Origin of the sequence: Nostoc sp., assembly GCF_036916735.1 — a bacterium.
Lineage (GTDB): Bacteria > Cyanobacteriota > Cyanobacteriia > Cyanobacteriales > Nostocaceae > Nostoc.
In genome coordinates this window covers 15,006-36,171 of the sequence record NZ_JBALFV010000105.1, presented here as the reverse complement: position 1 = coordinate 36,171, position 21,166 = coordinate 15,006, and the positions used below count along the sequence as shown (strand labels likewise).

The window sequence follows — 21,166 nt, the reverse complement described above, 5'->3', positions numbered from 1 at the left end:
GCTTGAAGTAATTAAATCATTTTTGTTAGCTAAACTCTTGTGTCAATCTTGTATACACTTTCCTTAGCATCCAGTCCTTTACTACTTCACCAAAATCTTTAAAATCTATGATTTTGGTAAAAATATCTTGATTTAAATCCATTCGCTCAATCAGCTTTGTCAGAAATACATCCTCAAAGCCATATTTAAAGTTTTGAATTGAGTTACTTTTGGCTTGTTGTGATAATGTCTTATCCTGAACTAGCGCTTCTTCAATTTGGCTGAAAAAATATTTGTCTGCTTCAGTAAAATCAGTTCTAAATCTTTTGTTGAGAATATCGATAATCTCTGAAAGTTTAGCCTGTTCTTCTTTATCTCTTGGTATGCCAGCTTCGGTTATAGGTTGTAGAGATAACTCTGTATTTTTTTCTAAGACTATCTGACTTTCTCGGATTTTTTGTAGTCGATAATATTCTAATGCAACTTCGTCAAGAAGTTTAAAAGCTTCGCTTTGGCTAAGTTTTGGTAATTTTGTTTGCAAAAAACGAGAAAAAGCATAGAATTTTTCTAGCTCTCCATCTGCAAATGGCATAATCTGTGCTAAAAATGCATATAACCTAATAAACGCGGTTAGACTATTTTTAAATTCATCTTGCTGTTCTTCACTTAAACCTTTAAAACGGTCTACAGCAGGATCAATAAAGGAATGCAGTCTACTTTGATCTAGATTATTTACCTTTTCCTGAGATTTAAAAAATATCTTGGCAAAAGCATCTACTTCACTATACCAGATAATCTGGTAGCCATCTAACCTATTTTTTAAATCATACAGTCTGTTAGGATCTGTTGTTGCTATTAGTGTTGTTTGTTCGTAATAAGGCTGGAAAGCATCAATAATTTCCTGCTCATCATTAGCAAAATCTAAAACAAAAGTGTCTTCCTTGCCGGGACAAGTGCGATTCAAGCGAGAGAGGGTTTGTACAGCTTTGACACCAGAAAGTTTTTTATCTACATACATGGTGTGCAATAATGGCTGATCGAAACCAGTTTGATACTTGTCTGCTACAATCAGGAGTTGATATTCAACTGTTTCAAATTTTTCGGGTAATTCTTTCTCACCAAAGCCGTTGATATCAGATTCAGTATACTCAATGTAAGTTTCTCTATCGGTAAAAGCAGTAAAGGCTACTAATGCTTTGATGTCTGCATAACCTTGTTTCTGTAAATAGTTGTCGAATTCTTCTTTATAGCGGATTACATGGGGTCGAGAAGCTGTAACCACCATTGCTTTAGCTTTACCGCCAATTTTATGCATCACACATTGGCGAAAATGCTCGATAATAACTTGAGTTTTTTGGGCTAGGTTGTGTGGATGGAGTGATAAAAATTTAGCGATCGCTCGACTCGTTTTCTTTTTAGAAATGTTAGGATCGTCTGCGATCGCCTTACTGATTTTGAAGAAAGTTCTGTAGGTTGTATAATTTTGCAACACATCCATGATAAAACCTTCTTCAATTGCCTGCCGCATAGAATAAAGATGAAAGGGTTCTGTTTGCCCTTGGGCGTTCATCTGGCCAAAGTCTTCTAAGGTTTTTGGCTTGGGTGTGGCTGTGAAGGCAAAAAAGCTCAAATTTGGTTGTTTACCACGGGCACGTATCGACTTGCGGATGTTATCTTCAATATCATCTTCCTGGTCAACCATACTTTCTTGCTTGGCTGAAAGACTCAAATCGTTGATAGAAAGCACTTCTTTCATTTTCTTGGACGCTTCGCCACTTTGAGAACTGTGGGCTTCGTCCACAATTAGGGCGTAATTACGTTTAGGTAGTTCGCCAATCTTGTTTTTTTCTAAGATTTCCCGAATCTTATCTAAAACAAAAGGAAATTTCTGTAAGGTGGTAATGATAATGTTAGTGCCAGAAACCAACGCTTCAGCTAGTTGTGCAGAGTTTTTATCAATTTTTTGCACGACTCCTTGCTTATGCTCAAACTGGTAAATCGTATTTTGAAGTTGCTGGTCTAATACTTTTCTATCAGTGATAACAATAACTAAATCGAAAACTCGTTGATCTTGATCATTATATAAGCTAGCAAGTTGATATGCTAACCAGGCAATAGAATTACTTTTGCCACTACCAGCAGAATGCTGAATTAGGTAATCTTGTCCTGTCCCCTTAATTTTGGCATCTGCGGTTAGCTTGCGAACTACATCTAATTGGTGAAACCGAGGAAAGATCAGACTTTCTTTTTTGGCAGATTTGTAGTTTAGTTTAATGTTTTCTTGCTCTAGGTGCAAAAAACGACATATAATATCCAACCAACTGTCTTTTGCCCAGATATCATCCCAAAGGTAAGCGGTTTTGTAACCCTTTGGGTTGGGTGGGTTGCCTGCACCTTTGTTGTAGCCTTTGTTGAAGGGTAGAAAACGAGTGTTACTGCCATCAATGCGCGTAGTCATCCAGATTTCATCGGGGTCTACGGCAAAATGCACCAAACAACGCCGCTTGAATTGAAATAACAAATCTCGGTTATCCCGGTCTTGAATATACTGGTGCTTGGCTTTTTCTACATTTTGTCCAGTGAACTGGTTTTTCAGTTCTACTGTGGCGACTGGTAAGCCATTAATACTCAGCAGCAAATCTACGGAGTTTTGATGATTAGCACTGTAATGCACCTGACGAGTCACAGTCAGGATGTTTTGCTCATAAAGTGCTAAGGTATCGGGGTTGAGACTGCTGGCAGGTTTGAAAAATGCCAATTTGAAGCGTACACCGTAGTCAATGATCCCATAGCGCAGCACGTCTAACATCCCGCGATTTTCCAATTCTTGGCACAGCCGTTGGATGAACTTAGATTCAACTTCAGCACCATGAATGTCTATCAGCTTTTGCCATGCTTCTAGCTGAGAAGTCTGAATAAACCGTAGCAAGATGACTTTATCAAGCGCTAATTCTTTACTAAAGTTGCTAGCATTGCCTTCTTCATAGCCACCATTACTCACTAAAACGTGAATAATTGCATTTTCAAAAGCTTTTTCAGTTGTCTGAACAGTTGCAATCATGGTTGTGCCTCAGTCTGTTCAATGATTTTCACGGTGGTTAAAAATTGCTCATAAGCAACCTGACGGAGAATTTCGTGTAATTTGCCGCGTTGGAATTCATTTAAGTCTACCTTTAAATTGTCTACTTCGTTGTAGCAAAGGTTGACAAAACTGATTTCATCATTATGTAAAAATTTTACTATGTCTGGTTTTTTATCAGGTAGATTGTTTATGAGTTCGCAGGTATCGGGGTCAAAATACTGATGCACTAAATTTTGGATACCAACAATGGGACGACCTTGATAGTGAGGTTTGCCATTACTAGATTGCCACAGAATACCAAAGACTTTGCAATTTCCTGAGCGATAAACTTTTCCGATTTGTGGTGCGCCTCTGATACCAGATGAAGGAAGTGAAGTATCCCGAATTTTGTTGATGAGCAGTTTTAATGGTTGCATATCTAGCTTGATGTCTTTGATGCCGACCTCTTCGTAAAGCTCTAAAATCAAATCGTCACTTTCAAGATCGCCGATGAAGCACACTGGTTGAGAATCATCTAAGAAGTAACGTTGGGCTGTAAATACTTCTTGTTTTAGATCGTAGAACAGCCGCCACACAGAAAATTCACTGGTTTGCCAGCGCCAACCGCCGAATATAAATTGAGCTTCGCTTCTTGCATCGTCGTAGTCTGGGCGACTCAGTTCACTGAGGTCAATGGCTTGAGCGAGGTCGGTGAAAAGGGATTTTGTATGATTTAGTATATCTAACAAATCGGTTTGGGGATTTTTCAGGGCGGGAGAAGTGTTAATTGTTTGAATTAGGTTGAGAATCATCGGGTATGCGCGGTTGGTTTCGCCTGCAAAACAGATGAAACAGTCTCTTCGGGGCAATTCAAACAGTTTTACTCCTGCTTCCCAGCGTTCGCCAGCAGAAAGACAGCTATCGGTTGCAAAGACTAATTCTTGGTCGCCTGCGGGTGTGTGGCGTATCCAGACTGCACACAGAGTCATGCAGCAACCTCCTCCCTGATATCAATTTTGCCTGTGACTGCTGCTGTTATTAGGGATTGGCGATATTCTTGAAGTTTTTTGATAGTTTGCTTGTTCTTAGAAACAATCTTATCAATCATTCCTGTTGACTTTTGAATGAATGAAACAATCTCCTGCTGTTCTTTGTAGGGTGGTTCAACAATTGGCAAAGTTTGTAAGATAGGAACGCTTAAGTTTACTTGAGCAGATCCCCAGCCTTCTACTGCAAAGAATGACTGAGCAAATGAAGAGTTGATGTAATAGCTATAAAATGGAGGAAATTGCTGAGAATCGGGTGTAGCAATCAGCAAAGTGAAACATTGAGCATGGTCTAACTCTTCAGGAAGTACAGCAGTCATACCAGCGTTTGCACCTGTGCGAACAGTCAGTATATCTCCTGCATGAAGGTACTTTGAGCTATTTTTTTCTGCAAACCACCTCTGTATATAAGCCATATCGCTTAAGTCGATGTAATTTGTTCTGACATTTGCAGAGCGAACAATAGGAACTCCTTGATCTGCGTAAGCATGAGTTGCTGCTTCTGCGATTCCCACTTCAATACGTGAGGTAACACGCTTAAACAGTTTTACTCCCCAATGCTGCGGAGTTCGACCAATCCAAGGAACACCAGAATCTTTCATTGGGACTTTTGGATCTAGTCCTTTGGTTACGGCTTGGTTAATGAGGGCGGTGCGTTTTTCTTGAAGGAGTTGGATGAGGCGTTGTTTTTTGGCGATGAGGGTGTCAATTGCTGCGGTTTTGCGGTCTAGGAAAGAGGCGATCAATCCTCGAAGTTTTTTTGGAGGTAAAACACTTCAAAATTTTTAACATAATCATCAGAAACTCGCTTCTGTCCTGCTGTTCCTGTCATCATCCCTTCACCTTCAATTTTGAAACGATGTGAGCGAACTACATAACTTAAAAAGCGTGTTGTATCAGAGTCAGGTGATCTGATTACATGGAACTCTGTAGAACCAAAACCAACTCCATTTATACAATTATTGACTAAAGCACCTTTGCCATTTTCAAAACATGGAGTAATTTTAGCAAGTAGAATATCACCATTCTGAAAATATGTGTATCCATTACGAACTTCCTCCAGTGGTCGTATTTGAGAGTAATCAACTTCCCAAGATTCGCTGACTACTTCCATTGGCAAAAACGTTACTTTTGTATCGCTTGGTAGACTTGCAACTTCTTTTTTTGAAGGATTTAAGTTTGCTATTCGTTTTAACCGAATTTTCTGCCAATCTCGTAAAATATCTGAGGAAGATAAAATAGTAATCATTACACTATTTCCTCCAACATCCCCCGAATCTCTTATTCTAAATTCTTAATCTCCTGCTCAATATCCTCCAAAGGTCGCGGCGGCACATATTCATAAAAATGCCGTGTAAATGGTATCTCATACCCAATTCTCGTCTTACTCTCATCTACCCACGCATCTGGCACATGGGGTAATACTTCCCGCTTCATGTACTCGTTAATATCATCCTTCAACGATACATTTTCATAATCTCTCAAATCTGTATCAGGTTCATAGTTACCATCTTTATCAGTACAAATATCAGCAGTTTCATCCCGTTCAGCTAAAGCATTCATAATCGCTTTTTTCAACGGTGCTGAAACTTTTACATCAGCCGCTTTGAGTGCATCCGTCAAATCTTTTTCAAACTCATCCCGATTTTTATAGAGACAATCTGCACTCAAAGTTCCCAACGCTTCTTTAATTGATTCCTGTAACTGCTTCCCTTCCTCAATCTCTCGTAAAGCCACCCCACCCCGTTTTTTAGATTCAGCTAAATTCATAAACGCGGTTTCATTTTCTAACTTAACTATACGTTCATCACTCACCTGAAAATTGAGTCTGAGCGGACGTTCTACTGTAATCCGCCAATAGCCAAAGTCTTCGTTATCAAAAATCTTACTAACAATGACATCCTGTTCTTTGCCATCGATATCGAGTTTACGTTTAGCATCGTGTTGAAACTCACCATAAATACGGGTTATTTCCTCGATTTGATTGGGCTTACCATCTTCACCATTACCAATTTCATTACGCTTATTACCCAAGCTGCGGCTCATTTTTCTGTAATAGTGAATAACGTTGATTAGCTGTATTTTGCCTTTTCGCTCTGCTGCTTTAGAATTAGTGATAATCCAAATATATGTATAAATTCCAGTATTATAAAATAATTGGTCAGGCAGTGCCGTAATAGCTTCTAACATATCGTTTTCAATAATCCATTTGCGAATATCACTTTCGCCACTGCCAGCACTTCCAGAAAAAAGCGGTGAACCGTTAAATACAATAGCAATTCTAGAACCGCCATTATCCCGCTTCATCTTAGAAATCATGTGTTGCAGAAACAGAAAGGAACCATCTGATATTCTGGGCAACCCTGCTCCAAAACGTCCATCAAATCCTTTCTTTTCATACTCGTTTTTGACGGATGTTTGTACTTTCTTCCATTCCACACCAAACGGCGGATTAGATAACATATAGTCAAATGTTTCGTGTGCCAAACCGTCAGTAGTGAAAGTATTGCCAAACTTAATATTGCTGATATTTTGACCTTTAATCAACATATCAGATTTACAGATTGCGTAGGATTCTGGGTTAATTTCCTGACCAAAAACTACAGCTTTAGAGTTTTGGTTAAGTTCTTTAATGTACTCTTCTGCCAAAGACAACATCCCACCTGTTCCACAGGCAGGGTCATAGATAGTTGTCACAATACCTTCTTGAGTTAGAATATTTCTGTCATTGAGAAACAGTAAGTTAACCATCAGCCGGATAACTTCACGGGGTGTAAAATGTTCTCCTGCGGTTTCATTAGATAGTTCCGAAAATTTGCGAATTAATTCTTCAAAGACATAGCCCATCTCCATGCTGTTTACTTCATCTGGATGAAGATTGATTTCAGCAAAGTTTTTGACAATTAAAAATAGTATATTTGCTTCATCTAAACGATTAATTTGGTCAGTAAAGTTAAAATATTCAATGATTTCTCTTCCAGCAATAGAGAAGCCATTAATAAAGTTTCTGAGATTAGCAGCTACATTATCTGGGTCTGCCTTGAGTTTTTGAAAGGTAAACTGGCTAATGTTGTGAAAAGTTACGCCAGCTTTCTGATTTAGTAACGGCTCTGGATTTTTCAGATTCATGGACTTTAGTTTGGTTTCGTAAAAGTCCATAACTTCTGTCTTAGTTGGTTCTAGAACACAGTCTAAACGGCGCAATACTGTAAACGGTAATATAACCTTACCGTAGTCAGCTTGCTTATAATCACCACGTAAAAGTTCAGCAATACTCCAAATAAAACCGGCAAGTTTTCTTACTTTTTCCGTTCGGGACATTAAAAACTCCAGGGTAGACTAATCAACTGTAATGTATTGCAAGCTAACTCACTCACATTTTGCACCAGACGACTGGAAGTTCCAGCTATACAGACAAAAAAACCGCCTCTGCGGGTTTGAAGCTATTGCTTGCCATAATCATCCTATGTATGGTCAAATAACTAAACCTCATCTAAGTTGAGAACCGTAGTTTTCGCCCTCACCCTAAATCCCTCTCCCATATATAGGAGCAACTGTGTACACACAAGTCAGAAAAACTTCATCCACCAAAGAATTGCAGTGCGTTAGGCTGGCGTGACAAAGCTAAATTATTGCAATCATGGCGATGACTGCGGTGGTCACTGAGCTTTGTCGTACCCCTACTCTTACAGCAGTTTTTATGTATTTGAACCACATCTGTCGTAGGGGCGCAAGGCCTTGCGCCCCTACCGCGTGGTCTATTTACCTGAAAATAGCTGTAAGCAAGCTAGCAAGAGCGTCTCGTAGAGAAGTGCGGGCTATGCGAACCCATTTGTTATTTCGGGGTACTCATTTGTTATTTCGGGGTACTCATTTGTTATTTCGGGGTACTCATTTGTTATTTCGGGGTACTCATTTGTTATTTCGGGGTACTCATTTGTTATTTCGGAGTACTCATTTGTTATTTCGGGGTACTCATTTGTTATTTCGGGGTACTCATTTGTTGTTTCGGGGTACTCATTTGTTGTTTCGGGGTACTCATTTGTTATTTCGGAGTACTCATTTGTTATTTCGGCATGTCCATAACGCACCCTACGAAACTACTAGAATTGAAACATAATGCTAGTCATACTTGTGTGTACACCGTAGTATATAGGAGAGGGAGTTTGAAATTATAGCTCCCCTTCTCCCAAATCTGGGAGAAGGGGTTGGGGGATGAGGGCAAATTCTTTTCATCAGGTAAGAACTACAGGTTTCAAGATAGACGTGGTTTAATCTATCACTGCCGCCAAGTTTTCCATTATTACAGCTTCGCTGCGTTCCTATACATCTCTGCATTCACTCCATTAAAATCAACCGCAGAGGATCTAAACGCACATACCAAGGAAAAGGTTGATCTTTCATCGTCGCCCATTTTTCTTTAAAGACTTCAGCTTGCAGATGATAATCTTGAGAATTCTTGCCAGCCGAATGTAGTTTGAGAAATAATGTCATTCTATGAGGCGTTTCATTTGTTCGTACTACCCAGCAGGGAAAAGTATTTTCCTGTGATAAGTCGTTGGTAAAAATGAACTGATGGGCGCGAATGCCGATGTGGGATAATTCGCTTTTGACAGGTTCAATTACTTGCAGAGTACAATCCCAATCAATAGCTTCTACCTGTTGCGATGACTGGAGAACAGCACGGGAGAAGTTTTTGCATCCAGTGAGTTGAGCGACGCTCACAGTAGCAGGATGCTGGAAAATCTCATATTTGCTGCCATAATGAACGGCTCTACCATGCTCCAATACCAACAGATTCGGGCAAATCCGATAAGCTTCTTCCATATTATGAGTGACAAATAAAGTCACACCTTGATAGCCAGCAAGAGTTTCTGTCATTTGCTGCTCTAATTGACTACGTAGATGGGTATCAAGTGCCGAAAACGGCTCATCTAAAAGTAATGCTTCCGGTTGACTTGCTAATGCTCTTGCCAAAGCTACCCGTTGTTGTTGTCCCCCAGAAAGTTGGTGCGGATAGCGATCGCCTAATCCTTGCAACTGCATTGCTATTAGTTGCTCCTCCACCTGCACCCGAATACTACCAGCAGATAGTCCTTTAGGCAAGCCAAAAGCGATATTTTGCGCCACACTCATGTGAGGAAACAGGGCGTAATTCTGCACTAAAAAACCGATGCGGCGATCGCGGCTGGGTAAATTAATTCCTTGTTCTGAGTCAAAGAGAACTCTGCCATTTAAAACTATGCGCCCTCTTGTCGGCATTTCTATCCCCGCAAGGCAGCGCAAAATCATGCTCTTACCTGCTCCAGAACCTCCTAACAATCCCAAGGGTTGCTCATCAGTAGTGAAAGCAACTTTTAAATCAAAGCTAGGAAGTATTTTTTCAATGTTGACAAACAATCCGCCAGATTCAAAGCTAATGTGCGGAGTATAAAGATTTTCTCCCCCTGCTTCCCCTGCTCCCCCTGCCCCCTGCTCCCGTTCGGCTACGCTCACGGCAAGCCTGCCCCCTGCTCCCCTCCTCTTTTCTCTCAATTCTTGCCAGAAGTTGACTGCAATGATTCCAGATAGAGAAATCACCATAATTGCGATCGCCCAGAACCAGGCTTCGTTCATTGCTCCCCCTTCTACGGCAAAATAAATCGCCATTGGAATTGTCTGCGTTTGTCCGGGAATGTTACCAGCCAGCATCAACGTCGCCCCGAATTCTCCTAAAGCACGGGCAAAAGCTAGCATTGTGGCGGCGACAATGCCGGGTAGTGCTAAGGGTAAACTGATACGCCAAAAGATTGTAGTTTCATTTGCACCAAGGGTTCTAGCTACTCGCAGCAAATTACTATCTATTTGCTCAAAGGCTCCTAGTGCCGTTTTATACATTAAAGGAAAAGAAACTACCATAGCTGCGATCGCTGCACCATACCAAGTAAAGACGATGGTGAAGTCAAAAGCCTCCATGAATTTCCCTACAGGGCCATTTTTACCAAAAAATAGCAGCAACAAGAAACCGACAACCGTAGGTGGTAAAATCAGGGGCGCAATAAAGATACCCTCAATCAACGATTTACCTTTGCCACGATATCCCAGCATCCAGTAGGCAGCAGCGATACCTAAGAAAAAGGTGATAAATGTGGCAAGTAATGAAGTTTTGAGTGATATCCAAAAAGGCGATAAATCCAATGGCATAGTTGCAGAGGGAAGAATTAGCTCAACTAATCCCTAATTTACCAACTTTAGTTAAAACATGTTGGTAAAAGTTGGTAGATTACATTTATTGGAAAAATAAAAGCACAACATTGTTGTGCTTCCGTAGTTCCTTTGTATTCAGTTCATTAGACCTCTTGCAAAAGTCCCTACACCCCAATACTTCTCGGTTAGCGCAATTAGTCGTTGCAGATCCCCCCAACCCCCGATAAATTGGGGGGCTTCTAACCGTCTTTTACCCCCTTTTTAAGGGGTCGCCGTAGGCGGGGGGATCTGAATTTAGGACGACTCAACCCTTATCCAAAAAGTATTGCCTAACACCCCACCCCCAACTCCTCTCGAAGACTGCGGGGAGGGGAGACAAAGCGTAGCTTTGGCGGGGTGGGGTCTTATTTTTTATTTATCAAGAAGTCTATTGTGACAACAAGATACTTTTTTAATTAGTCCAGTTGAGTACTGTAGGCACTAAAACCATAAGCCAAAGTTTCCTTTAAACTATCTGATGGCTTAAGGCTTCTATTGATGGCATTAGCAAACGGCACTGGAATTCCTTTAATCGTTTCCGGCAAAATTGCATATTCTTGCGTTGGTTCGACATTGTATTGGGGAGACTTAGCTTTCATTCCAGCAGTCGCTAACATATCATTTATTTCAGCAGATGTATATTGCTTGAGATAAACTGGATTTCTCACAAATGGATTCAACCTTCTAATAAAATTATGGATAATATGAGAAGGACAAGATTTATTGTGAAAGGAATGATTAAAAACGAAAATTCCACCAGGTTTTAGTACGCGAGATATATCAGCCAACAAATTTCTTAATTGTGCATCTGGGATATGCATAAAGACGCAGTTAGAAATTACCATATCTATAGAATTATCTTCTAAAGGCAATATTTCAGCAGAATTGCAAATTAAGTAAAATTCAGCTTCAGGAAAAAAATTGTATTCATGTTTAACCTTAATTAACCGCCGTAATAAAGGTTCAGAAATATCAATCCCATAATATTTTTCGCATTTCAAATTTTTTGCTTTAGATAAATGTAAGGGTGCGCGACCATAGCCACAACCAATCTCTAAAATAGAATCAACAGATTTATTCAATGGAAATTTGTTCCAAGTACCTCCAGGTGTGCCAGTTAATAGAGTGTAATCTTGTTTGATGGGCGATGTATCTGCAAGTTTTTCAACTTTTTGGGAACCATAGTACGTTTTACCAATTGCGTCCCATCTTTTTTTATGTTGAGTATTATTCAATTGTTCATAGTCGTTAGGAAAATAAATGCCATCCCGTAATTCAAAGTCCTTCAGACTGGATTTTACATTGGCTACTTGAGACATTATGATTATTCCTCATCAATAGTTAAATCTGTTTCCTGTTATACTCTTAACTCAGCATTAACCGCAAGCGATTTTTACTGAATTACTTCACCTTAGCGTTTCTCAAAGTCTATAACTGTTTTTAATTCAATGGAATATGGTTCGTAGGGTAGCACAGCTATGCTACCAAAGCACGTATTGTATCCAACCGAAAACCGTTGTAATAGCAAGCCGTTATCTGATGAGAACGGCAAGTTAGTATACAGTTCGTATACATTAGTTGATAGACTGCAACAATCGGAGGCTGGGATGGTAGAAGAGTCACAACAAAAACGGGTGGTAGTTGTAGGTGCTGGTTGGGCTGGTTTAGGAGCAACCTACCATTTGGCAAAACAAGGCTATGATGTGACGCTTCTAGAAGCAGGCCCCTATCCTGGTGGACTAGTGGCAGGTTGGCAAACAGCCGCCGGAAAATCTGTTGAAGCTGGGATTCATGGCTTTTGGTATCCTTACAAAAATATTTTTTCCCTAATAAATGAGTTAGGAATTAATCCTTTTACTACTTGGACTCGTTCTTCGCAATATTCGCCAGCAGGTTTGGAAGTTGAATCACCGATTTTTCAAGACTTACCACGGCTTCCATCGCCACTGGGAACTTTTCTCTACACTCAATTTAAGCGGCTGCCACTAATTGACCGTCTCAGCGCCTTACCTTTACTTTATGCTGTTGTTGATTTTGATAATTCTGATGCAGCTTGGCGGCGCTATGACTTTGTAACTGCCCGTGAATTATTCAAAGACTTTAACGTTTCTTTCCGGCTTTACCGCGATGCTTTTGAACCAATGTTATTAGTAGGCTTGTTTGCGCCTGGCGAACAATGTTCAGCCGCAGCAACTTTAGGGATGCTTTACTTTTTTATTTTGGCTCATCAACCAGATTTTGATGTAGTTTGGTGTCGAGGAACTGTTGGAGAAAAAATATTTCGTCCTTGGGTGGAACGTATCGAAAAAGCTGGTGCGCGAGTATTACCCAAGCGCCGAGTTACAGATTTAATTGTTGATAGTAATCATCGAGCAAAGGGTGTGGTTTGCGGTGATGAAGTAATTGAAGCAGATGCGGTGATTTTTGCGGTTGGGATCACGGGGATGAAGAAAATTGTCTCAACTAGCCCTAGTTTACAAAGCCATGAAGAATTTCGTAATTTGAGCAATTTAGGAGCAATTGATGTTTTAGCAACGCGGCTATGGTTTGACCGCAAAATTGATATTCCTCGTCCTTCTAATGCTTGCTTTGGATTCGACGCAACTACAGGTTGGACGTTTTTTGATTTGAATGCTCTACATGATGAATATCGGGATGAGCCAGGAACAGTTATTGAAGCTGATTTTTATCATGCAAATCAGTTTCTCAATTTGAGTGATGAAGAGATTTTAGCAATAGTTCAGGGTTATTTAGCAACTTGTGTACCAGCGTTTCGGCAGGCAAAGATAATTGATAGCAGTGTAATTAGGCTACCTCAAGCAGTGACTCACTTTGCACCTGGCAGCTATCGTTATATGTTGCCTGCTAAAACAAGTTTTGAGAATGTATTTATGAGTGGGGATTGGATTGTGAACCGTCATGGTTCCTGGTCACAAGAAAAAGCTTATGTTACCGGTTTAGAGGCAGCGAATTTGGTGGTGTCTTATTTGGGAGAAGGTCAGCCATCTAAGATTTTAGCAGTAGAAGAGGATGAAGTGCATATCCAAGTGGCGCGATCGCTCAACCAAACTTTCCGTGAGTTGAGCAAATCTATCTTACCTGAATTTTGGTTACCCTAATTCGTAGGGACGCGAAGAGTTAATCATTAATTATAATCTAAATTCGATAAGCTAAAGAAAGCTATTGCGATACCATTCTTATAATGTAAATCAAACTACATAAGCTTATGGAGCCAGACTCTTTACAAACTGAGGTGATTCTGACACATCCCCGTGAGTCCCTCGGTAAAGTGCAACTTGATTGGACACCCCAACCCGGAAACTATCTCGATTTTGAAGGTAAAACCTACGCGGTTTTAGAACGCCGCCATCGATACCAACTTAAAGGTGGGCGCTACCGCTTGCATAATATTGCCATTTACGTGCAGTCGGCTAAACGGCCATCTGAAAAAACTTTGGTAGCGGGACGTTGGGTAGTTGGCGATGCCACCTGTTCCTATAATGCTCACTCAGAAATCATTCGCTGTGCAGTCAACCCAGATGGCCCTTGCGAATCTTGCCGTTTTTATGAAAAGTTAGAAGCCATTTAATTTTAGATTTTAGATTTTAGATTTTAAATTTTTCCTCTAATCCAAAATTCAAAATTCAAAATCTAAAATTGCCAACCCCTCAACTCCCCGCGCCAAAAACTTCTCCCACAGTTAAGCGGCTACCATTAACAAAATCCCATCCCGACTGGGGACGTTTACCAGCTAGCTGAACTTCTCGCAACAGCAACAAACCTTCCCCAGTCTGGACGATCACACCAATTCCTTTGGCAATGCTGACTACAACTCCTGGTCTGTCTGACCAATTTGACAAATCAGGCAATTTATGTATTAACTCTTGTAATTCTGGTGGGAGATCGCGATCGCTTACAGAATCAAGGGGAGCAGAAGCAGTGATTTTCAACAGGTTGTTACGAAAGCTAGCGGTGCAGTTAGGGTGAAAGCCTCTGATTTGATTGTGTAATTGGATAGCGCTTTTTGACCAATCTAAAACATAATCTTGTTTTTGAATCAGAGGTGCATAAGTAGCTGCTAAATTATCTTGGGGAATTGGTTGAATTTCTTGGCGTTCCAACTTCAACAGAGTTTCTAACAACAAATCCCCACCAATCACAGCTAGTCTTTCGGCTAAATCTTGGGCAGTATCTAGTAATCCAATGGGTGTAGTGGCTATTTGTAGCATTGCCCCAGTATCCATCCCCGCATCCATTAACATTGTTGTGATCCCCGTTTCCCTCTCACCATTGTACAAGCACCACTGAATCGGCGCTGCACCCCGATATTTGGGTAAAATCGAGCCATGCACATTAATGCAGGCCAATTTTGGCATATTTAGGATTTTTGACGATAATATCTGTCCATAGGCGACAACAACAAACACATCTGCATTTAACTGTTTGAGTTTAGTTAAAGTCTCGGTGTCTTTTTTAACTCGTTCAGGTTGCCATACTGGTAAGTTGTGAGCAGTAATGATCGCTTTTACGGGTGTTGGCGTAAGTTTATTTCCGCGCTCCCGGCGTTTATCTGGTTGGGTGACAACTGCCAACACCTCAAATTCTGGATGATTCAATAACTTTTCCAATGTGGGTACAGCAAACTGCGGTGTACCAAAGAATACAATTTTCATTAATAATTAGTTGTTAATCGTTAGTGATTAATTAATGGTAAATAATATCGGCTGTTTGGTGATACAATATTTTCATATTAGTGAAACAAAAGGCTTCTTGATTAACTTAATAGTTAAGTTGACAAGTGTAATAGCAAGTATCAACTGTATCTACCTTTAGTGAACGTAATCGTTTAGTGGTGTCTCGTCACGATCCGCTAGAGCATCTACCGAGTCAATTTTGTTGTGTTCCTGATAATTTGTCCCAAATTGCTATTAAATGCAATTGGTTTATCAAAAACTATTGCGTCTTCTAGCTATTTATGTAGTTGAGATTGCAGTTTATAACTTTAAGTTGCTGACAACAGTATTTTCTGAGTATGATGTATTGTGCATCTGCCTTAAGAGCTTTTCACGTAACGCCTCACGTTTACCATTATTAGGTTTGCCCTATTAATATTAGTGTGTAATCTGGCTTGTTTATTGTGTACTAGCGATCGCTAGTACGATCCCCAATCGCCGATTTATTTCACTCTTGGTTGCCAGCGTTATTATACGCTAAATATTCCTTAACTAATACCTATTTTTGGTGTAGTTAAGTATAGCAACTAACAAGATTACATATTGTGTAGTAATTACTGACTCGTCAGCAAATTTACTATACTCGCATATTCTTGTAAAAAAACATCCAGTACCTGAGTAATAAAAGGTGTTGATAATGATACTTAATTTTGTAAAACTCTGCAAACTTTGAAGTAAAAATCTCGTCAAAGTTTTTAGTTTCTTGTTATACATATAATTACCGCCTGCCCATTGCTGCATAGGTATTGCTTCTCACATAGCAACCGCCCCTCTAGAGAGTCTATAAATGCTTAAAACCCTTTTGCTGTCAGGATGGTTCCGCACCCAACCATTTCTCAATTACGTTGTTGTTGTAATACTGATTGCACCCTTGCTAGGGGCATCGGCTCACTCGTTTCCGGTAAAATCAGAAGTATCTAAACTAACTTCGATAACTGGAGATTCTGACTCTGTATCAAAGAAAGGATCTGTAGTTAGGGAACCTGAGATAGCTGAAATATCAAAAACAGAGCAAACCAACTCCTTAATAGAAGAATTGGACTCTGTGCCAACACAAACTACTACTGTCCAGGAACCGCAAGTATTACCAGCCGATAAAATAGAGTCTTTGGCTCAAATACCTCAAATACATAGTTCTGTGTCAAGCAGCGATTTAACTATTCCTGATTCTTTGGCAGCAGTTGAACTCGCACCAGTAACAGATATTCCTGTTAGTCAGCTTGATTTAATCCGAAAACTTAAAGCTGCTCATATCAAATCTTTAAAAGGACAAGAAAATTCTCTCTCTAGAAAAAAGTCTTTAACTGAATCATTGACAGCAACTCAAGTAGCACCAACTCTTAAAGAATCGGAACCAACCACAACAACGGAAATACCTGTTTCTCAACCACGCGATGAGTCCCAAGCAGAACAAATAGATCCCATCGGTAGTCCTCATCCTATTCCTTGGAAATGGATTACAGCAACTCAAGAAGCCATTGCTTCTAATGGTGGTTCTGGAGTACGTCATTATCGCAGCGTACCCGTGATTTCTCCAGATGGTAAATATGCTGTTTATAGCCGGGTGCAACTAGAGGTGAAACCCCAAATGTATAACAGCCGTGTCACCAGCGTGCTGTTTGTCCAAGATATGCACACTAAGAAATTGTGGGTGATGGCTTCAACAACTCCAGTTAGCGATCCTTTATTAAAAGTAAAGGCACTAAAAGCGGAGTCTTCAGAAGAAACTGATACGAGCGGTAAGATTGGGGTATTAGTTCCAGTTAGCTGGTCAGAAAAAGGCGATCGCTTCTTAGCCCGCAAGTTTGATGGTCTATTTAACACTGGTGATTCTACAGATAGTGCAGTGATTTGGGATCGGCAAAAAAACCACGCTAACACAGTTGCTCCTGTTAATGACGAAGAACATGAAAAAGTTGCCGTATTGTTAGGCTGGAGTAAAAGCCAACCAGATCGTGTGTTATTCCGTGCAGGGGAATTGGGCGAGGAAAACTGGCCATTAATCCAAGTTGCTAATGATGGTAAGACTATCACTGCAACAGACAGCGATCGACCAATTACTTTTGGTAAAAAGATAACAGAAATTTGGGCAGGTCCACAAGTTGCCTACCGATAGATTATAAAAAATCCTACACACTCCCGTTGTCAGCAGTGACGACAACGGGATTTTTTTATTATCCCGAATGGGTTCTATTTTTCCGTCTATAAATCTTGTGCAAAGCTGAATTTCCTACTTTTGCAGCAATTGCTCTATGATTTACCACCTCTTGGTTACTAGTACAGCACGGCAAAAATAAACATATCATTTCAAATGGCGCAAAAGCTTGGAATACAATTCTTTTGACTTTTGACTTCCACCTTGCGGTATTTGGTTATTTAAAGCAACCTTCTACTAACCTATTATTTATTGTGTAACCCATCTCAAAATAAGTGTTTTTATTTCGTTTTATAAATAAACTTAGCGCCAAGTTATGAGCAGAGGTTTCCTCTGCTCATAACTTTGTAATAGAGGGGTTTCTAACCATTTTATCTTGTTTTTTATGAGTGCCTTTTAATTTTTCACTTTTGCCTTGTTCAGTTATTAAACAATATAATATTTGATATCCATCAAGAGGAAGAGTTATCAACCATACAGTTAATTGAAGGCAGAACTAAACTGCAATTATTGTTCACAACTACAGGATAGAAATACTTGTTGCGCCCCATTCAAAAATCTCGAATTGGGCAAGCTTTTAGATGGTCAGCAATTTCTAGAAGAAATAGAAACAAACTATGACAACAATATCATTAGCCACTCAACGTCACTTCAGCATTGACTATAATTCTAATTTCGAGCGGATTTACAAGTATCAAAAGCTACAAATAGGATTGATTGAGTGTGAAGCACTGGTAATCTTTGACAGCCGTGTTGAGGATCTTGAGATTCTTTATGCTGCCTTGTCACCTAAAGCTTTGGGTTATACTCTCACACCCAAAGACGATGCACTAGTAGTGATTACAAATTTATTAGCACAAACAAAAGCAAAACAGTTAGCGATTGTTGCCCACGGAACCCCCGGAGTCTTGCAAATTGGGGCATTGCCAATCAATCGCCAACAAATCAAAACACAAGCCCAATTATTGCAACAGTGGGACGTTGCCGAAATTGCCCTCTACAGTTGCCAAGTCGGCAAAGATACCGAATTTATTAGCGAATTGGCGCAGTTGACGAAAGCAGAAATATTTGCAGCTGCGGGTAAAGTTGGCGCACCAACTCAAGGCGGAAGTTGGCAGTTGGATATTCAATCAGGCATAGGGAAAATGAATCCGCCCTTGACAGTCAATGGGTTAACAAAATATCCAGGTGTGTTAGCTTCCCCAATAGCCCTTAATCTCAACCCCACCAGCAACACCCGCTTATTATTAGAACCAAGGGAACAAAGAGGTGGGATCACAGATGGTCATACCTATATAAATTATTATGCCTTTGCGGCGTTGAAATCAGATGGTTCCGTCGTCACTTGGGGCGATAGTAGCAATGGAGGAGATAGCAGTGCAGTCAGTAGCCAACTTGCCTCTGGTGTCACCAATATCTTTTCTACAAGTAGTGCCTTTGCGGCATTGAAATCAGATGGTTCTGTCGTCACTTGGGGCGAAGAAGGAGGAAATAGCAGTGCAGTCACAAGCCAACTTGCCTCTGGTATCACCAATATCTTTTCTACATATTATGCCTTTGCGGCATTGAAATCAGATGGTTCTGTCGTCACTTGGGGCGATAGTTACTCTGGAGGAGATAGCAGTACAGTCAGTAGTCAACTTGCCTCTGGTGTCACCAATATCTTTTCTACAAATCAAGCCTTTGCGGCATTGAAATCAGATGGTTCCGTCGTCACTTGGGGCGAAAGTTCAGAAGGAGGAAATAGCAGTTCAGTCAGTAGTCAACTTGCCTCTGGCATCACCAATATCTTTTCTACAAATCTTGCCTTTGCGGCATTGAAATCAGATGGTTCCGTCGTCACTTGGGGCGAAAGTAACTCTGGAGGAGATAGCAGTTCAGTCAGTAGTCAACTTGCCTCTGGTGTCACCAATATCTTTTCTACAGGTTTTGAGGCCTATAAGACAGGTATAGGTACAGTTACAGGTGATGCTTTTGCGGCATTGAAATCAGATGGTTCCGTCGTCACTTGGGGCAATAGTAACTACGGAGGAGATAGCAGTGCAGTCAGTAGTCAACTTGCTTCTGGTGTCACCAATATCTTTTCGACACTTTATGCCTTTGCGGCATTGAAATCAGATGGTTCCGTCGTCACTTGGGGCAATAGTATCAATGGAGGAGATAGCAGTACAGTTAGTAGTCAACTTACCTCTGGTGTCACCAATATCTTTTCTACAGGTAATGCCTTTGCGGCATTGAAATCAGATGGTTCTGTCGTCACTTGGGGCGAAAGTGGGACTGGAGGAGATAGCAGTTCAGTCAGTAGTCAACTTGCCTCTGGTGTCACCAATATCTTTTCTACAGAGAGTGCCTTTGCGGCATTGAAATCAGATGGTTCTGTCGTCACTTGGGGCGGTCTTAACTCTGCAGGAGATAGCAGTACATTCAGTAAAGTCAGTAGTCAACTTGCCTCTGGTGTCACCAATATCTTTTCTACATATGCTGCCTTTGCGGCATTGAAATCAGATGGTTCTGTCGTCACTTGGGGCGATAGTAACTTAGGAGGAGATAGCAGTTCAGTCACAAGCCAACTTGCTTCTGGTGTAATCAACATTTCCTCTCCCTTTGACCCCATTGGACTAATCGTTGCAGAAAATAGTCCAACTAATACCGCCATCGGCACTTTCAGCAGCGTTGACCCAGACACAGGTGACACCTTTACCTACAGCTTAGTCTCTGGGACTGGCAGCACTGATAATGATTCCTTTACGATTAAGGGCAATCAACTGCTAATTAATGCTTCCCCAGACTTTGAAACTAAGTCTAGTTACAGCATCCGTATCCGCACCACAGATCAAACTAATTCATCCTACGAAAAAGCTTTCACCATCAAGATTACTGATGTTAAGTTAATTAATAGCACCAATGATATCTTTCAAATCGACGCCAACGAGTTGAGCAAAGTCAACATTAAAATCAAAATTAAAGGACGCAGCTCCGAATTAGTCAACGAACTCGGCGTCTTCAGCGTTGATGACAGCCTTGGCACTATCGATGGCATTGCACCAGGTGCCGCAGGTTATCAAGAAAAAGCCCTCTCTAGAGCCACCACCATCTTCTCAGTTCTCGCCAACAACCCCACAGGTTTTAATCCCGAAGACCTCAGTCGCATCCTCCAATTGCAGGGTGGTACACAACTGCGCTTTTATTTGAAGTCTCAAGGTAACATCATCTTCTCTAGTACCACTAGCCAAAAAATTACCTCTCTAGGCGAAGATGGATTCACTTTGGGGTGGAAAGATGGTTCCCGTAGCGATTCTGTTTTTGATGACTTGCAAGTGAATATTCAAAAAACGGATGAACAATTACCCATTGGTACATCTTTACAAGGAAAATCAGAAGGTCAAGCCCTTGATTTGCGGGATTTCAGCACTGACAGCCTGATTAGTGGGACTTTCGTTGTTAACCGCGAAGCATCTTACAACGACTTTGTTGGTTTTTATAAAGTTACTAATGCTGATGGTGGCATTGATACTAATGGTGATGGCACAGCAGACATTCTTCCTGGACAAGCGGGTTATGTACAAGCGGCAATTAACCAAAGGGTGAGTGATATTGGCTTATCGGTAGGTAATCAAGGTACAAGCAACTACAATGGCAACTTTCAAGGCGGCGGTATTTATGTGCCATTCTTGATTGTCGATGGTAAAGTTGATGCTTTGTTAGACAGCAATTCTAGCAATGACCCAACAGTTTACTTTACCTTCTTGGGTGCCAATGCTGACAAGACTCAGCACGTCAAGATGTTAGGTGATAATGTCTTTGGTTTTGAGGATCTTGCTGGTGGCGGCGACAAGGATTACAACGATGTCATTGTCAAGATTAATTTGACTCATAACATCGCCTAAGTATAGATCGGTATTAATCTAAAACCCTGCTTTTTAAAACAAAGTGGGGTTTTGTCATCATACAGTATCCCTCTTCTGCC

The 21,166-nt window shown here is 40.7% G+C and carries 13 protein-coding genes; 5 read left to right on the top strand and 8 right to left on the bottom strand.

What is annotated here, in order from left to right; translation table 11 throughout:
* Positions 1 to 25: 25 nt before the first annotated feature.
* Genes V7L20_RS25555 through V7L20_RS25535 form a run of 5 tightly spaced genes read right to left on the bottom strand, consistent with a single transcriptional unit; the run spans position 26 to position 7,407 of the window.
* Positions 26 to 3,040, bottom strand: a complete 3,015-nt coding sequence (locus V7L20_RS25555) for a type I restriction endonuclease subunit R (protein ID WP_334746763.1) — start codon at positions 3,038 to 3,040, stop codon at positions 26 to 28.
* Positions 3,037 to 4,029 (bottom strand): hypothetical protein, encoded by a 993-nt coding sequence (locus tag V7L20_RS25550; RefSeq protein WP_334746762.1) that lies wholly within the window; start codon positions 4,027 to 4,029, stop codon positions 3,037 to 3,039. Before V7L20_RS25550 ends, V7L20_RS25555 begins: the two co-directional genes overlap by 4 nt.
* The gene (locus V7L20_RS25545; RefSeq protein WP_334746761.1) at positions 4,026 to 4,832 is read right to left on the bottom strand and encodes a restriction endonuclease subunit S; all 807 of its coding nucleotides are present in this window, start codon (positions 4,830 to 4,832) and stop codon (positions 4,026 to 4,028) included. The genes V7L20_RS25550 and V7L20_RS25545 overlap by 4 nt, the downstream gene beginning before the upstream one ends.
* Positions 4,829 to 5,335 carry a hypothetical protein gene (locus tag V7L20_RS25540; protein ID WP_334746760.1) on the bottom strand — a complete coding sequence of 169 codons (507 nt, stop codon included), beginning with the start codon at positions 5,333 to 5,335 and terminating at the stop codon, positions 4,829 to 4,831. Before V7L20_RS25540 ends, V7L20_RS25545 begins: the two co-directional genes overlap by 4 nt.
* Before the next feature lie 32 nt (positions 5,336 to 5,367).
* Positions 5,368 to 7,407 (bottom strand): type I restriction-modification system subunit M, encoded by a 2,040-nt coding sequence (locus V7L20_RS25535; RefSeq protein ID WP_334746759.1) that lies wholly within the window; start codon positions 7,405 to 7,407, stop codon positions 5,368 to 5,370.
* A gap of 516 nt (positions 7,408 to 7,923) precedes the next feature.
* Between V7L20_RS25535 and V7L20_RS32850 the strand changes: the two genes are divergently transcribed.
* Positions 7,924 to 8,172 carry a hypothetical protein gene (locus tag V7L20_RS32850; protein WP_442943633.1) on the top strand — a complete coding sequence of 83 codons (249 nt, stop codon included), beginning with the start codon at positions 7,924 to 7,926 and terminating at the stop codon, positions 8,170 to 8,172.
* A 252-nt stretch (positions 8,173 to 8,424) separates the two neighbouring features.
* Here V7L20_RS32850 and modB read toward each other — a convergent pair whose 3' ends face one another.
* Positions 8,425 to 10,269, bottom strand: a complete 1,845-nt coding sequence (modB, locus tag V7L20_RS25530; RefSeq protein ID WP_334746758.1) for a molybdate ABC transporter permease subunit — start codon at positions 10,267 to 10,269, stop codon at positions 8,425 to 8,427.
* 458 nt (positions 10,270 to 10,727) lie between these two features.
* Positions 10,728 to 11,630, bottom strand: a complete 903-nt coding sequence (locus tag V7L20_RS25525) for a class I SAM-dependent methyltransferase (RefSeq protein ID WP_334746757.1) — start codon at positions 11,628 to 11,630, stop codon at positions 10,728 to 10,730.
* 288 nt (positions 11,631 to 11,918) lie between these two features.
* Here V7L20_RS25525 and V7L20_RS25520 point away from each other — a divergent pair, with 288 nt between their 5' ends.
* Together V7L20_RS25520 and V7L20_RS25515 are read left to right on the top strand one after the other, a co-directional pair.
* Positions 11,919 to 13,430 carry a hydroxysqualene dehydroxylase gene (locus tag V7L20_RS25520; protein WP_334746780.1) on the top strand — a complete coding sequence of 504 codons (1,512 nt, stop codon included), beginning with the start codon at positions 11,919 to 11,921 and terminating at the stop codon, positions 13,428 to 13,430.
* A gap of 107 nt (positions 13,431 to 13,537) precedes the next feature.
* Positions 13,538 to 13,900 carry a DUF6464 family protein gene (locus tag V7L20_RS25515; RefSeq protein WP_334746756.1) on the top strand — a complete coding sequence of 121 codons (363 nt, stop codon included), beginning with the start codon at positions 13,538 to 13,540 and terminating at the stop codon, positions 13,898 to 13,900.
* A 79-nt stretch (positions 13,901 to 13,979) separates the two neighbouring features.
* On the opposite strand, the gene fmt is transcribed toward V7L20_RS25515, so the two are convergent.
* A complete protein-coding gene (fmt, locus tag V7L20_RS25510) occupies positions 13,980 to 14,984 on the bottom strand; it encodes a methionyl-tRNA formyltransferase (RefSeq protein WP_334746755.1) in 1,005 nt (334 codons plus the stop codon).
* Positions 14,985 to 15,831: 847 nt separating this feature from the next.
* Between fmt and V7L20_RS25505 the strand changes: the two genes are divergently transcribed.
* Both V7L20_RS25505 and V7L20_RS25500 read left to right on the top strand, forming a co-directional pair.
* Positions 15,832 to 17,160 (top strand): hypothetical protein, encoded by a 1,329-nt coding sequence (locus V7L20_RS25505; protein WP_334746754.1) that lies wholly within the window; start codon positions 15,832 to 15,834, stop codon positions 17,158 to 17,160.
* 656 nt (positions 17,161 to 17,816) lie between these two features.
* Positions 17,817 to 21,086 (top strand): DUF4347 domain-containing protein, encoded by a 3,270-nt coding sequence (locus V7L20_RS25500; RefSeq protein ID WP_334746753.1) that lies wholly within the window; start codon positions 17,817 to 17,819, stop codon positions 21,084 to 21,086.
* The last annotated feature ends 80 nt before the right edge of the window (positions 21,087 to 21,166 follow it).

What these genes read in the sequence shown, in the direction of transcription:
- V7L20_RS25540 (WP_334746760.1), bottom strand. Translation starts at nt 5,335, where the DNA reads ATGATTACTATTTTATCTTCCTCAGATATTTTACGAGATTGGCAGAAA.
- V7L20_RS25500 (WP_334746753.1), top strand. Translation starts at nt 17,817, where the DNA reads ATGACAACAATATCATTAGCCACTCAACGTCACTTCAGCATTGACTAT.
- V7L20_RS25550 (WP_334746762.1), bottom strand. Translation starts at nt 4,029, where the DNA reads ATGACTCTGTGTGCAGTCTGGATACGCCACACACCCGCAGGCGACCAA.
- V7L20_RS25535 (WP_334746759.1), bottom strand. Translation starts at nt 7,407, where the DNA reads ATGTCCCGAACGGAAAAAGTAAGAAAACTTGCCGGTTTTATTTGGAGT.
- V7L20_RS25515 (WP_334746756.1), top strand. Translation starts at nt 13,538, where the DNA reads ATGGAGCCAGACTCTTTACAAACTGAGGTGATTCTGACACATCCCCGT.
- V7L20_RS25525 (WP_334746757.1), bottom strand. Translation starts at nt 11,630, where the DNA reads ATGTCTCAAGTAGCCAATGTAAAATCCAGTCTGAAGGACTTTGAATTA.
- V7L20_RS25555 (WP_334746763.1), bottom strand. Translation starts at nt 3,040, where the DNA reads ATGATTGCAACTGTTCAGACAACTGAAAAAGCTTTTGAAAATGCAATT.
- V7L20_RS25505 (WP_334746754.1), top strand. Translation starts at nt 15,832, where the DNA reads ATGCTTAAAACCCTTTTGCTGTCAGGATGGTTCCGCACCCAACCATTT.
- modB (WP_334746758.1), bottom strand. Translation starts at nt 10,269, where the DNA reads ATGCCATTGGATTTATCGCCTTTTTGGATATCACTCAAAACTTCATTA.
- V7L20_RS25520 (WP_334746780.1), top strand. Translation starts at nt 11,919, where the DNA reads ATGGTAGAAGAGTCACAACAAAAACGGGTGGTAGTTGTAGGTGCTGGT.
- fmt (WP_334746755.1), bottom strand. Translation starts at nt 14,984, where the DNA reads ATGAAAATTGTATTCTTTGGTACACCGCAGTTTGCTGTACCCACATTG.